The organism is Klebsiella sp. CTHL.F3a (assembly GCF_019890895.1).
In the GTDB taxonomy this organism is placed as follows: Bacteria; Pseudomonadota; Gammaproteobacteria; order Enterobacterales; family Enterobacteriaceae; genus Klebsiella; species Klebsiella grimontii.
Genome location: NZ_CP082360.1, coordinates 3,831,660 through 3,845,567 on the forward strand (window position 1 = coordinate 3,831,660; position 13,908 = coordinate 3,845,567).

Annotated in this window: 9 protein-coding genes; 2 read left to right on the plus strand and 7 right to left on the minus strand. The window is 54.8% G+C overall.

Annotation, left to right across the window (positions count from 1 at the left end):
• The first annotated feature begins 542 nt into the window (after window positions 1-542).
• Both K7H21_RS18020 and K7H21_RS18025 read left to right on the plus strand, forming a co-directional pair.
• Window positions 543-1,628, plus strand: coding sequence for a porin (locus K7H21_RS18020; protein ID WP_004130973.1), 1,086 nt, complete (start codon window positions 543-545; stop codon window positions 1,626-1,628).
• A gap of 187 nt (window positions 1,629-1,815) precedes the next feature.
• Window positions 1,816-3,006: an amino acid aminotransferase gene (locus tag K7H21_RS18025; RefSeq protein WP_004130971.1), complete on the plus strand. Its 1,191-nt coding sequence runs from the start codon at window positions 1,816-1,818 to the stop codon at window positions 3,004-3,006.
• Between the two features lie 59 nt (window positions 3,007-3,065).
• Here K7H21_RS18025 and K7H21_RS18030 read toward each other — a convergent pair whose 3' ends face one another.
• From K7H21_RS18030 to cmoM, 7 genes are all read right to left on the minus strand, one after another.
• Window positions 3,066-3,713, minus strand: a complete 648-nt coding sequence (locus tag K7H21_RS18030; RefSeq protein WP_112165336.1) for an MBL fold metallo-hydrolase — start codon at window positions 3,711-3,713, stop codon at window positions 3,066-3,068.
• A 13-nt stretch (window positions 3,714-3,726) separates the two neighbouring features.
• The gene (locus tag K7H21_RS18035) at window positions 3,727-4,278 is read right to left on the minus strand and encodes a YcbK family protein (protein ID WP_004130967.1); all 552 of its coding nucleotides are present in this window, start codon (window positions 4,276-4,278) and stop codon (window positions 3,727-3,729) included.
• 296 nt (window positions 4,279-4,574) lie between these two features.
• On the minus strand, window positions 4,575-6,368 hold the full coding sequence (gene ldtD / locus K7H21_RS18040; RefSeq protein ID WP_123828299.1) for a L,D-transpeptidase: 1,794 nt from the start codon (window positions 6,366-6,368) through the stop codon (window positions 4,575-4,577).
• 182 nt (window positions 6,369-6,550) lie between these two features.
• Window positions 6,551-10,999 (minus strand): chromosome partition protein MukB, encoded by a 4,449-nt coding sequence (mukB, locus tag K7H21_RS18045; protein ID WP_087830109.1) that lies wholly within the window; start codon window positions 10,997-10,999, stop codon window positions 6,551-6,553.
• Complete coding sequence (gene mukE, locus K7H21_RS18050) at window positions 10,999-11,703, minus strand: chromosome partition protein MukE (RefSeq protein WP_004100725.1); 705 nt, start codon at window positions 11,701-11,703, stop codon at window positions 10,999-11,001. The genes mukB and mukE overlap by 1 nt, the downstream gene beginning before the upstream one ends.
• Window positions 11,684-13,006, minus strand: a complete 1,323-nt coding sequence (mukF, locus tag K7H21_RS18055) for a chromosome partition protein MukF (RefSeq protein WP_004130959.1) — start codon at window positions 13,004-13,006, stop codon at window positions 11,684-11,686. Before mukF ends, mukE begins: the two co-directional genes overlap by 20 nt.
• A gap of 3 nt (window positions 13,007-13,009) precedes the next feature.
• Window positions 13,010-13,789: a tRNA uridine 5-oxyacetic acid(34) methyltransferase CmoM gene (cmoM, locus tag K7H21_RS18060; protein ID WP_004130957.1), complete on the minus strand. Its 780-nt coding sequence runs from the start codon at window positions 13,787-13,789 to the stop codon at window positions 13,010-13,012.
• Window positions 13,790-13,908 lie beyond the last annotated feature (119 nt).

Consider the following 13,908-nt stretch of genomic DNA (forward strand, 5'->3'; position numbering starts at 1 on the left):
ATGTCAATTTACGTTAATGAATATCAGGAAACTTAAACATCAACCAACATGATTCACAATTATGTTACGCACTATTTCATTAGTGAGCGCTAATTAAAACCGCACCTTTTGTTCATAAACTGGCAAACACGCTGATTATATTGCTCGTTTTTTAACCACACGCAGCACAACTTGCAACGACAAGATTTGAATAAAAATAAAGCAAAATGCTGATGCAAAATGCACAAACCCTCTCTTATCTAAATTATTCATAATTAATTCATATAGATATATAAAGAAAGGCGATTTTGTCAGCAAACGGGACCGGAATGTTGATTGAGTTCACAAAGTTCCCAAAAATACACATTTAGTTACATAGAATTTCCTTTTGTTACTCATATGCGATATTGGTAGCATTTTCAGGCTAGCGAAACGTTGTTCTGAATGGAAAGATGCCTCCAGACACCAAACTATCATCAATAGTTCCGTAAATTTTTATTGACGAAACTTATTGGCGGCAGTGGCAAGTGTTCATAAAAAAATATAAATGAGGGTAATAAATAATGATGAAGCGCAAAATTCTGGCAGCGGTAATTCCTGCCCTGCTGGTAGCCGGTGCAGCTAACGCTGCAGAAATCTATAACAAGAACGGCAACAAACTGGACTTCTACGGGAAAATGGTTGGCGAGCACGTTTGGACCACCAACGGCGACACCAGCAGCGATGATACCACTTACGCCCGTATCGGCCTGAAAGGCGAAACCCAGATCAACGATCAGCTGATCGGCTACGGTCAGTGGGAATACAACATGGATGCGTCCAATGTTGAAGGTAAACAGACCACCAAAACTCGTCTGGCTTTCGCAGGCTTAAAAGCCGGTGAATATGGTTCATTCGACTACGGTCGTAACTATGGCGCCATCTACGACGTCGAAGCGGCAACCGATATGCTGGTTGAATGGGGCGGCGACGGTTGGAACTACACCGACAACTTCATGACCGGCCGTACCAACGGCGTAGCCACCTATCGTAACTCTGACTTCTTCGGTCTGGTTGACGGTCTGAGCTTCGCGCTGCAGTACCAGGGTAAAAATGACGCTTCTAGTCGTGATGTTAAGAAACAAAACGGCGACGGCTTCAGCACCGCGGCAACCTACGCGTTTGACAACGGCGTTGCGCTGTCTGCAGGCTATGCGAACTCCAACCGCAGCGGCGATCAGAAAGCTGACCGTCAGGGCGAAAAAGCTGAAGCATGGGCAACCTCCGCTAAATATGACGCGAATAACGTCTACGCTGCGGTCATGTACTCTCAGACCTACAACATGACGCCGGAAAACGAAGGCAACTACTTCGCCAACAAAACTCAGAACTTCGAAGCCGTCGTTCAGTATCAGTTCGACTTCGGTCTGCGTCCGTCCATCGGCTACGTACAGACTAAAGGTAAAGACCTGCGCTCTCGCGCTGGCTTCTCAGGCGGCGATGCTGACCTGGTTAAATACGTCGAAGTGGGTACCTGGTACTACTTCAACAAAAACATGAACGTCTACGCTGCGTATAAATTCAACCAGCTGGACGACAACGACTACACCCGTGCTGCGAAAGTCGCGACCGACGATCAGGCAGCGGTTGGTATCGTTTACCAGTTCTAATTTGCAGTACACCCCTTCGTGATATGCCTAAAAAGCAGGACTTCGGTCCTGCTTTTCTGCGTTCCTGAGAGGAAGATCGTAACTTTCAAAAACCTTCTCGCTTTTTGTCGCAAACGGTTGGCAATTAACATAACTCCCGTTAACCTGATAGCGGATTTCCCTTCAGTAATCACAATGGAACCTCGTCATGTTTGAGAACATTACCGCCGCCCCTGCCGACCCAATTCTGGGCCTGGCCGATCTATTTCGTGCCGATGACCGCCCAACAAAAATTAATCTTGGAATTGGTGTTTATAAAGATGAAACGGGTAAAACACCGGTCCTGACTAGCGTGAAAAAAGCAGAGCAGTATCTGCTGGAAAATGAAACCACTAAGAATTACCTGAGCATTGATGGTATCCCCGAATTTGGCCGCTGCACCCAGGAGCTTCTGTTTGGGAAAGGAAGCGCAATTATCAATGATAAACGCGCCCGCACCGCTCAAACGCCGGGCGGTACAGGCGGCCTGCGCGTCGCTGCCGATTTCCTGGCGAAGAACACCGATACAAAACGTATTTGGGTGAGCAACCCATCCTGGCCGAACCATAAAAGTGTATTCAATTCAGCCGGCCTGGAAGTTCGCGAATATACCTATTACGACGCCGCTAACCACAAACTCGACTTCGACGGTCTTCTGGCCAGCCTGAACGAAGCCCAGGCCGGCGACGTGGTACTGTTCCACGGTTGCTGCCACAACCCTACCGGTATCGATCCGACGCTTGAGCAGTGGCAACAGCTGGCGCAGCTGTCGGTAGAAAAAGGCTGGCTGCCGCTGTTTGACTTCGCTTATCAGGGCTTTGCCCGCGGTCTGGAAGAAGACGCGGAAGGCCTGCGCGCTTTTGCTGCGCTGCATAAAGAGCTGCTGGTTTCCAGCTCCTACTCGAAGAACTTTGGCCTGTACAACGAGCGCGTAGGCGCCTGCACGCTGGTTGCCGCGGACCAGGAAACGGTAGACCGCGCGTTCAGCCAGATGAAGTCCGTCATTCGCGCTAACTACTCTAACCCGCCGGCTCACGGCGCCTCGGTAGTGGCGACGATTCTCAGCAATGACGCGCTGCGCGCTATCTGGGAACAAGAGTTGACCGACATGCGTCAACGCATCCAGCGTATGCGCCTGCTGTTCGTTAATACTCTGCAGGAAAAAGGCGCCAGCCGCGATTTCTCTTTCATCATTCAGCAAAACGGGATGTTCTCGTTCAGCGGTCTGACAAAAGATCAGGTGCTGCGTCTGCGTGAAGAGTTCGGGATTTACGCGGTGGCGTCCGGACGTATAAACGTCGCCGGTATGACGCCTGACAACATGGCGCCGCTGTGCGAAGCGATTGTCGCCGTGCTGTAACCTCAGCGCAGGGCAAACAAAAGGCCGCATTTGCGGCCTTTTTTACATTCTGACTCCGGTCACCAGACCGGCATTTCATCCTGCAGGAAAGGGTTATGCAGACGCTCATAGCCAAGGGTCGACATCGGTCCATGACCCGGAATAAACGACACGTCATCGCCCAGCGGCAACAGCTTGCGTTTAATCGCATCGATCAGTTGATTATGGTCGCCGCGAGGGAAGTCGCTACGCCCTACTCCGCCTTTAAAAATCACATCGCCAGAAATCAACAATCGGCAAGCAGGATCGAAGAAGACCACGTGCCCCGGCGTATGGCCTGGGCAGTGCAGCACCTGCAGGGAAATATTCCCCACGCTGACCGTATCGCCTTCGTTCAGCCAGCGATCCGGCTGCAGCGGCTGGCAATCTTCCAGACCGAACATCCGGCTCTGTGCCGGTAATCCTTCCAGCCAGAACTCATCTTCTTTTTCCGGCCCAATAATCGGCACGCCATAATGTTGTGCCAGCTCTGCCGCCGCACCAACGTGATCGAGATGACCGTGCGTGAGCAGAATCTGCATCAGGCTAACACCTGCCGCCGCGACTTCCTGTTTGATTCGCTCAGCATCACCGCCGGGATCGACCAGCGCCGCCAGTTTGGTTTGTTCGCACCAGATTAAAGAACAGTTCTGCGCGAACGCGGTAACCGGAATAATACGATAGTTCATGAGGCTCCTTTCGTTACCAGTGCCGTACTGGCCCGGTATCAATATGCACAAAGTTGCTACGTGGGTAGTATCCTACACCACCTGTGCGCATAGATAACGCCGCTTTGCGAACATTGCTTAACGAAATGCCTTCAATATGGAAATCCATAGCCTGGCCTTTAGTGTGGTAGCTGTGTTTCGCCACCCCTCGGCTGCGGGCACGAAGCTCATTATTGGTATCAACAGAACGATAACCGGAAATAAGCTGGACAGGCTTGTTGGTGCCAAGTAATCCCTGCAAACGATAGAGTTGATCGAACAAACCGGGATCGATGGATTTAATCTTATTCGCGCGATAGTCACGGAAAAAATGATTAAGTCTTGCTAATTCATCCTGAATATAGCCTCTGCCATCGAAAAACTCCGCCTTGAGTGATTCACCAGTATGCAGGTTGTTCAGCGTCAAAATACGCGGTCGGGGGGTCGAGAGGGTGGCAAATGCCGGCGCAGGCAGAATGGCAGCAGCACCGAGCGCGGCTCCACCTAACGCCAGCAGTTTGCGGCGATTAGCGTCAAATTTGTCCATGATAATCAGGTCTACAGGTAAATGAATCGTAATATACTTTTCCCGCAATCCGCCCGTTGGCCGCCAGCGCGCTCCCCCCTACGGCTAATAAATATCAGCTATAGAGAATGGGCTGCTTACTGCCACAGCGCCTTTGCAGGATTATATGTATATGCACTTCTGGCGCACGAAAGGCACCTTACCGGGCATTATTGCCAACGTCAAGGTAGCCTAACCCCAGTAAACTCGGGCCTTGCAGCGTGCAAGGCCCGTTTTCACACACAGGTAGGACAGCCAAATCCGTTGAACTACTTCATTTATCTGATTAATTGTTCAGCTTTAGGTAGAATTTGTGCGCTGGATCGCGCGGTGAGATCGTAATTGTAAATATCTGTTCGATATTGTGTACGTCCATCAGCGCCGACAAACGCAGTCAAATAATAGAGATTAACCGGGATATTCTGGCGAATATTAACGTAGCGGGTGTTGCCCTGTTTAAGCGCATCTGAAATACGCGCGTCATTCCAGCCAGCATCTTGCAGCAGCATATTCGCCAGTTCAGAGGCTTTATTGACGCGTACGCATCCGGAGCTCAACGCGCGCCCGTCCTTCTGGAACAGATTGTGATTTGGCGTATCGTGCAAATAGATCGCGTCCGAGCTTGGCATATTGAATTTATAGCGCCCCAGCGAATTGCGCGCCCCGGGAGCCTGCTGGAAGCGGAACGGCAGATTCGACGCGGTTATCGTTTCCCAATCGACCTGATAAGGATCGATTGTCTCTTTGCTATTCCAGCCGCGCATCATCGTATAACCGTGCTGCTCAAGGTAGCCAGGGTTATTGCGCACCTTAGGTAGAATATCGTTTCTCGCCAGCGTCGGCGGCACGTTCCACGGTGGGTTGACCACGACATTGTTCAGAGCGCTGCTCATCATCGGCGTTTTGCGGTCCGGACGACCAACGATAACCCGTGATGCCAGCACCTGACTGCCGTCCTGGTAATAGACCAGCGAAAAGGCGGGAATATTCACCATGATGCCGGTCGCCAGATTACCCGGCAGCAGTCGCAAACGCTGAATATTCAATGCCAGTACGCCGGCACGCTGCGCGGGAGAAACGTTGAGCCAGTCGCGGGTCGCCTGACCAATCACGCCGTCAGCGCCCAGCCCCTGCCAGGCCTGGAAGCGCTTAACGCCCTCGACTAACTGGCGATCGTAAACGCCGCGGCCGCTACTTTTGGCCTTTTTCCCGGCAGATGGGCTCACTGCCTCATCGCCCGGCAAAGCAATCTTTGCCGATTCATCCAGCATACCGGTGCGCTGTAAAATTTCGCGCAGCGCGCCGGCATCATTGCTCCATTCGCCCGGGCGCAGCGACGTCTTGCTGGTAAGCTGCGGCCATGGACGGGAATCGGCAACCTGCGCTAATAGCGCCTGATGCATTGCGGCATACTGCGGATGCTGCGGGGCGAGCCCGGCAATAAACTGCGGCAGCGAACCGTTATCCAGCGCCACCTGCCACTGGTTAATGACCGACAGAGGCGGCGTCGACATCGCATACGGTTTTGTGCCGTACAGCCAGCGGTTGCCCTGAGTCGGAATACCGCTAATAAAATGCAGATAGCCCATCATGGCGTCAGAAAGAACAACATCCCGCGCCAGACCATTCACTGCCGGGTCGGTCAACAGCTCAACCCAGGTGGTGAACTGCGGCTGGAACCCGGCGATAGCCACTTCAGCCAGCTGCTGTTGAAACGCCTGCACTGCCTCGCGGTTATCCCACATCGGTTTCATATCCCTGGCCGCATACAGCGATACCAGCGGATTCATAAATACGGGTTGATAACCGGACGGCAGCACCGCCTGAATATCGGCACGGCTTTTTGCCGCCGCCTCGGCAGGAAGCGCCTGCTCGCCGACCATTTTGGCGACCGTCGCAGATTGGTTCGCGCTTTGGCTCAACGCGGAAGAGAGCTCGCTGATGGTTGCAGCGCTATCCGATGGTACAACTTCAGGCTCTTCGGCCTGGACATTGAACAGTGGAGCAAATGCAAAAGCCAGGCTCAAACTGAGCGCAGACAATTGACGACCATACCGTTTCTTTAGCAACATCCCTTGCCCCCTGTTAACACATTGCTGCCCGCTAAATTGGGGCTTACTTTCAGTATATGAAGACGAAAACGCTTTTGCCTTCCCAAATGTAAAGAAGTTAAAAGATTATACAATCCTAAAATACAGTAACGGATAACAAAAAGGGCGACATCGTGTCGCCCTTTGGCTACTTAGCGCCCCTCTTACGAAGCGTTTGCCGTTCCCGGCAGCGTTTCGGGAAGCTGCGGCGCAAAGCCACGCAGTCCCACCACGTGTACGTGCTCGTGGTTATTCACGACTTTACGCACAAGTTTATAGGTGGTGCCTTTTTCCGGACTGATATTTTCCGGCGCCGCGATAATTAACTGCATTTCCAGACGATCGCAGAGCTCGAACAGCGTCGCAATAGAGCGGGCATCCAGACGCGCCGCTTCATCAAGGAACAGCAGACGACACGGCGAAATGTCCTTACCGCGCAGGCGCATGGATTCATCTTCCCAGCTCTGTACCACCATTACCAGAATCGACATCCCGGTACCGATAGCCTCACCGGTCGATAGCGCACCGGATTCCGCGCGCAGCCAGCCGTCGGAACCACGGTTAACTTCCACTTCCATCTCCAGATAGTTGCGGTAGTCCAGCAGCTCTTCACCGATGGTCTGCGGCGTACGCTGCCCCATATCAATTTGTGGATTCAGGCGCTGATACAGCTTTGCCAGCGCTTCCGAGAAGGTCAGACGATTGCTGTTGAACAGATCCTGATGCTGTTCATGCTGTTCAGACAGCACGTCCAGCAGCATCGAGTGGGTTTCCCGCACGTTGACGTTTAGACGCACGCTGTTAACCTGGCCGAAGGAGACGCTCTGCAGCCCCTGGTTGAGCATGCGAATACGGTTTTGCTCGCGCTGGATAGTCTTGCGGATAATATTGGCCACGCTGCGGGAGCTGATGGCCAGCTTCTGCTCGCGGTTGGTCAGCTCTTCCGTCAGACGGCTAAGTTCGATCTCCATCTGCTCAATCGCTTCCACCGGATCGTCGGTGCGAATGATATCCTGGCGAATACGCTCGCGCAGATGCTGATAAACGGCGACAAAGAACTGGATTTTACGCTCCGGGCGTTTCGGATCTTCAGAAATACGCAGCACATCGCGCAGATGTTCGTTATCCGAGACCGCCAGACGAAGCGCGCCAAGCGCCTTATCCGACATTGAGCGCAGCTCATCTGCAGACAGGTAAGCCAGCTCGCGACGATGCAGGCGACGCTCCACGCCGTTGTCTTTTACCAGGCGCATGACCGCGCACCAGCCCGCTTTGGCGCTGACCACCTGTTCGCGCATTTCGCAGTAATCGCGCTCCAGCTTGCGGAGCCTGCGGGTCAGGTTATCCATTTCCGCTTCGCAGAAGGTCAATGCTTTTTCGAGCTGATTGCGGCGCGCGCGGTTGTTGCTGAGCTGAGCGTGGAGCTCATCGCGGCGCAGGCGGGCGCGCTCTTCGGCTCCGGCATCGGCGCGTACGCCAATATCCTTAAGCTCTTTATGCAGGTCGTTGAGCAGCTCTTTTTTGGTGTCATACGAGCTTTTCAGCGATGCCAGCACCTGATGGTACTGATTAAGCTGCGCGGCGTGGGTACGCAGCGCGTCGCGGGTACGGGCGCGTTCCGCTTCCGCCTGCTCCAGGCGATGGCGCAGTTTCTCATTCAGATCGCTATTACCGCTAAGCATCTCTGCGGAATCAGAGTAGCTAAAGTGGGCGCGACGCTGCACCACTTCGGTCAGCGCAAACGCCTGCTGACGCGCGTCGCGCTGGGTCTGCTGCGAATATGCGTAATCTTCTTTCAGCTGTTCAAACTGCTCCGGGTCGCTTTGAAGAACGGAAACGATCGGCTCCAGCTTTGCCAGTTGATTCCCATGCTGCTGCACGAAGCGAGCGGCTTCCTGAGCTTCGTCAAGGCGTTCCTGGATCTCATCCACGCGATCGGCCAGCGAGTCATCGGCCAGCAGATTCAGACGCGGCAGCAGGCGATTGAGTGCGGATACGCCCTCTTTAGCCTGCTCATACTGCGCCCGGTTCTGCTGGTTATCGCTCTCATGGGCGGTTAGCGCCCGCTCCAGTTCGCCGCGACGCGTATTCAGTTTGCGGATTTCTTCTTCCGGGTCGTCCTCAAAGGCCACCGCCAGATGGTTACCGATAAAGCGGCTGAAGGCCTGGTGGAGGCGCTGAGTTTTCTGAACATCAAACGACAGCGTCGCAAAGCGCTCGGACAAACTTTCGCGCTCGGCGTGCAGCGTTTCAACGCGGCTTTCGCGGGCGGCACGACCAAACAGCGGCAGCGTTGGGAAACGTGAATAGCGCCACTGGCGATCGGCAATCTTGACAACCACCGCCTTTTCCAGCTCATCGACGCTGAATACGCTGTCATCAAACGACTGCGGATCGCCTTCGATCAGGTAGAGATCTTCAGGGCAATCTTCGAGACCTTCCAGCTGATCGGCAATCAGCGACAGATCCGGTACCACAATGGCGTGGCGGGAAGGACCGTAGAGCGCAGAATAATACGGCGCATCATCGAGACTCACGTCATCGTAGATTTCCGACAACAGTACGCCGCCAAAACGTTCCGCCAGCGCGTTCAGGCGCTGATCTTCCGCACCGCCCGGCTGGCTAAGACGCTCAATTTCATCATCGATAGCGCGCTTGCGGGCGCCGACTTCATCGCGCTCTACGATAGCTTCGCGTTCACGCTCCAGCAGCTGCTGGAGATATTCGGTGACTTCCTGGCTGGACTCAAACTGCTCGCCGCTCTGCTCGCACAGCTGGTTAAGGCTGTTCTGCGCCGCCAGCCAGATGGGCGCGCGACGCATCAGCGTTTGCGTCCGCGACTGCAGCTGTTCCAGCTCCTGGCGTAGGGTCATCCGCCGTTCGCTGGCGGAGGAGACGCTATCGGAAAGCGACGCGATGCGGGCTTCCAGTTCCTGGTGCAGGGCTTCCAGCTCGTCGATATCGTAGCGTTTGCCCTGCCGCTTACAGAACTCATTGAGCTGGCGTTCGGCCTCCTGCTGTTCACGCAGGCGCTGTTCGAGCTCGGTCAGGCGGCTGCGGAGTCCGTGAGCCTGTTCAGCCTGATGGCGTTGATTAACGCCCTCGCGCAGCAGTTCGCGCGCCACGTTCCAGGCTTCATTACGCGCCAGCGGGCCGTTGATCTCAGCCACCAACTGGTATGCCTGCTCAAACTGGCTGTGCGCGGTTTGCGCCACGCTCATTTTCTGTTCCAGCGACAGCATTTTTTCCGTCGCTTCCTGCTCTTTCGCCTGGAACGTTTCCAGCCACTCGTCGGCGCTTTCCGGCGTTAAATCCGGCAGATGGCAGAGGGCTTTTGCCCGCTCCAGTGCCTGCAGCGCTTGGGTGTACTGAATCGCGCGAGTCTGCTGCACATCCAGCGCCTGCTGATAGTCGGCAAGCTGGTTTTTCAGCTCATCCACTTCCAGCTCGGCGGCTTCGGCGCGGGCTTCGTTCTCTTCCTGTAGGTCAACCGCTTCCGCGACGACTTCATTTTGCTCTTCGAGGCGAATCTGCAGTTCATCAAGATCCGCTTCATAGCGCTCGATTTTTTCCTGCTGGCGCAGCGCGGTCTGTACCAGGTTCAGGTGGTCGCTGGCGGCCTGGTAATCGGCTTCCAGATCGCCTTCCGCGCCGTTATGTTCCTGCAGTTCGCGGGCCATATCGACGTGCTTATACTGTTCCGCCGCGAGCTGAGCGCGGGAGGTGAACAGATCCCGGCGATATTCCAGCGCCTTGTCGAGATGAATGCGTCGTTCATTGGCGTGACGCATATAGTCGGCGGCAACGTAGTTGGTGGCTTCGCTGATCAGATGCTTGAAGAGATCGCGGTCCGACTGCGTCACGCGGATGGCTTCCAGCGTCATGCGGTTTTCACGCAGCGCCGCTTCCATATCCTGGAAGGCCTTACGCACGCCGCTGTTTTCCGGCAACAGGTAGTCGCGCAGCGAGCGGGTGATGGTGCTCGAAATACCGCCGTACAGCGAGGCTTCGATCAGGCGATAGTATTTGCTACGGTCCGAAGCCGAACGCAGGCGACGGGCCACCACGCCGAGGTCGAACATCAGCGAGTGATATTCGGTAATAGAGTTAAACTGCTTGAACTGCACCCCTTCCATCGCTTCAAGCTTATCTTTCAGCTCGTTGAGCGTCACCACGCGCGCCTGGCGCTCGTTAAGGGTTTCGGTCAGCAGCTGGGTTGGCTGGATGGAGGTTGGCAGGCCCTGGATCGCAAACGGCTTGATATCGACTTTACGATCGCGACCGGCCACCTGCTGTAGGCGAACGCCGACCACCACGCGCTGGTGGCGGGAGTTGATCACGTCCAGCACCGAGTAGCAGACGCCAGCGCGCAGCTTACCGTGCAGGCCTTTATCGCGCGAGCCGCTGGTGGCACCTGCTTCCGTGGTGTTACGGAAGTGCAGCAGCGTCAGGTCTGGGATCAGTGCGGTGACGAAGGCGGCCATGGTCGTGGATTTACCGGCCCCGTTACCACCGGAAAGCGTGGTCACTAATTCATCAAGATCAAAAGTCCGGGCAAAAAAACCGTTCCAGTTAACCAGCGTTAGCGAGCGAAATTTACCGCGTTCAATCATTACTCTTCCTCCCCGCTATCCGGCTGATTCTCTTCATTCTCATCATTGAGCTGCAGGCGATTTTCCAGCGCCATCGCTTCACCGTCGCGGATCATACGCAGTTGGGCTTCGCGCGGATCGTCACCGGCGCGCACGTCGGCACCAAAGCGAAACACCGATTCGGTAATGCGGAATTTGCTGCTGTCGTGGCCCATAAACCACACCATGCCAAGGCGGCGCAGGCGGTTGAGCGAAGCGCGCATTTTTTCCTGCAACTTCTGGCGGTCAAGGTCGGAGCCGGTCGAACGGTTATTGACCAGCTTCAGCAGCTTGGCTTCGTCCGCCAGAGTCAGCAGCTCGTCGTAAAGCTCTTGCTGGGTGAAGATGCCTTCATTCGCCAGGCGCTCCGGGCTGAGGTAGAGATAGCAGAGAATTTTACCCACCATCATATCCAGCTCGGAGAGCACCGAGCGCGGGATCAGCGTGGTCGACCGCGGACGCAGATAGAAAAATCCTTCCGGGGCGCGAATCAGCTCGACGTTGTAGCGAGCATAAAATTCTTCCAGGTAATCCTGAAAATCCATTAAAAATGCGTGATTATCCAGCTCGTCGAGGCCGATATGGCGGCCCGCGCGCAGGGCGCTATCCAGCGCCGGAAATAACGGATTAGCCAACGCTTGCGCCAGTTTAACCGGCATCACTTGTTCAATATTTGTCGATGACATGCGCCTGTACCTTGGCTCCGTAATCATTAATCGGCTGCCATTTTGCCGGCAGTCCGGTGAAATCTGCTTGCGCTACGCCCAAACGTACCGCCTGGTCGACCACAATGCGCGCGACATCAAAGTGGCGTGCGCGCGGATATTGCGACAGATATTCGCGAACGACCAGGCCAAGATCCAGCGGTAGTCCCTTCTCTTTATAGACCACCAGCTGTCCTTCAATCAGCGCCGCCAGCTGTTCGCGAATTTCATTAAACTCTTCGTACTCCAAATCCGCCGGAAGTTCCCCGGTAACCTCTTCATCATGCAGCGCCATCTCTTCATCGCGCATATCAAGCAGACGATCGGCATTCGCATGGGTGAGCGCCCATGGAGCGTCGAAGTAGGTTTGCACCGACTGACGCAGACGCTGCGCGAAGACGCGGTTTTTATCCATATCGATGGCGGTGCGGATAAATTTATGCACGTGGCGATCGTAGCCGATCCACAGGTCAATCGCCTGCTGGCCCCAGCTGACGATGCGGTCCAGCTTGCTTTGCAGATCGAACACCAGACGATCGATAAAATTCAGATCGTCGCGCGCTATGGTCGAGTCCTGGATACGCAGCAGGTTTGCCTGCAGCTTATCGCCCGCCGCGTCCAGGGTATCCTGCAGTTCGCGCAGGGTACCGGACGTTTCCGACAACAACAGCTCACAGCTGGAGATCGCCGCCCGCCAGTCCTTGTTCAGCAGTTGAGCAATATCATCTTTCACCATCTGCTGCTGCTCATCCATGATCCGCTGAGTCAGGTCGATGCTGTCAAAAATTTCCGCTACCGAGTACTTCAGCGGGGCGAAAACGTTGCGATGCCAGTGGAATTCATCGCCGCCCTCTTCTGCCGAATCGGCGGCGCGCTTGAGTTCGCCGGCAACGATGGAGAGCTGCATCGACAGGCGCAGGGTGGAGAACTCGCGCTGGCGAATATAGTAGTCGGTGATCCCGATGCCCAGCGGCGTCAGGCGATAAATAGCATTACCCTCGGTGATTTCGCTGGTAAAGCGGTTCAGCAGACGCTGGCGCACCATATCGTTTATGGCATTATTGGCGCGCTGGCTGATGGTTTCGCTGGTCTGCTCAAACGCATCACTCACGTGGCGGAACGCGTCCACCAGTTCTCCCTCGGTCATTTCCCCTTCCATCCGCTCGCCGTTTAGCGTGGCGATCGCCAGCAGAAAAGAGAGTCTGTCGACCGGTAGCGAAATAGAAAAATCATTTTTCCTGGCCCAGGCAACCAGTTCGGGGACTGTCTGGGAAAATTCACTCATAGTTTATCCTTGCATCTGCGGCTTAAGCGCGGTGACGTGAATATAACGGCCTAAGCTAATATACGGCTCCTGGCGACAGTAGCGCGTTTCCAGCTCCAGCAGCGCCGCAAATTTGTCGTGCTGTTGGTGTTTTTCACGCAGATAATCATGAAACACCCGTACGCCTGTCTTACCGGTAATCTGCCAGCCAATCTCTTCCAGCCAGCCGTAAACCTGCTGCGGATCGCGCGGATAGTCCGGCGACAGCGTGCGTTTTTTCTTTTTCGGCATGCCGATTTGCACATAGTCGAGATTTCCGGCGACCATATTGTGCATCAACAGACCGTTAGCATTGTAGAACATCAGCGACAACGCGCCGCCGGGACGTAGCATCGCCCACAGCGTACGCAACATCGCCTGAGGTTCGGCTACCCATTCCAGCACCGCATGAAACAGTATCAGATCGACCGGACTTTCCAAATGCTGCTCAATATCCTGAGCCGCGCATTGTACAAAATGCATGTTGTCGATCACACCTTTATCGGCAGCCGCTTGCCTGGCGCGAGCCACCATTTCACCGGAAAGATCGCATAACGTGACGTGATGGCCCATTTCCGCCACTTTGATCGCCGTCTGCCCTTCGCCGCCGCCCGCGTCAAGAACTCGCAATGGCCCTGGTCCCAGTTGCTTCAGCAGCGGTTGCAGATCCTGCCAGAGGATCGCCTGCCGCAGCTGGCCTTTGGTGGTGCCATATATATTGCGCGAAAACTTTTCAGCAATATCATCGAAATTACGATCCTGCACGGGTGACTCCACACGCCAACACAAAGCCGCTATTTTGTCATACCCGCGCGGAGAATGAAGCGATCTGTTGTAAGATCCGGGTATATCTTTGGTTAGATGGTTAAAAAAGGAACCGTACG

Excerpts from the sequence above, each read along its gene's own strand:
- K7H21_RS18020 (WP_004130973.1), top strand. The coding sequence starts at position 543 with ATGATGAAGCGCAAAATTCTGGCAGCGGTAATTCCTGCCCTGCTGGTA.
- K7H21_RS18030 (WP_112165336.1), bottom strand. The coding sequence starts at position 3,713 with ATGAACTATCGTATTATTCCGGTTACCGCGTTCGCGCAGAACTGTTCT.
- K7H21_RS18025 (WP_004130971.1), top strand. The coding sequence starts at position 1,816 with ATGTTTGAGAACATTACCGCCGCCCCTGCCGACCCAATTCTGGGCCTG.
- K7H21_RS18035 (WP_004130967.1), bottom strand. The coding sequence starts at position 4,278 with ATGGACAAATTTGACGCTAATCGCCGCAAACTGCTGGCGTTAGGTGGA.
- mukF (WP_004130959.1), bottom strand. The coding sequence starts at position 13,006 with ATGAGTGAATTTTCCCAGACAGTCCCCGAACTGGTTGCCTGGGCCAGG.
- mukE (WP_004100725.1), bottom strand. The coding sequence starts at position 11,703 with ATGTCATCGACAAATATTGAACAAGTGATGCCGGTTAAACTGGCGCAA.
- ldtD (WP_123828299.1), bottom strand. The coding sequence starts at position 6,368 with ATGTTGCTAAAGAAACGGTATGGTCGTCAATTGTCTGCGCTCAGTTTG.
- mukB (WP_087830109.1), bottom strand. The coding sequence starts at position 10,999 with ATGATTGAACGCGGTAAATTTCGCTCGCTAACGCTGGTTAACTGGAAC.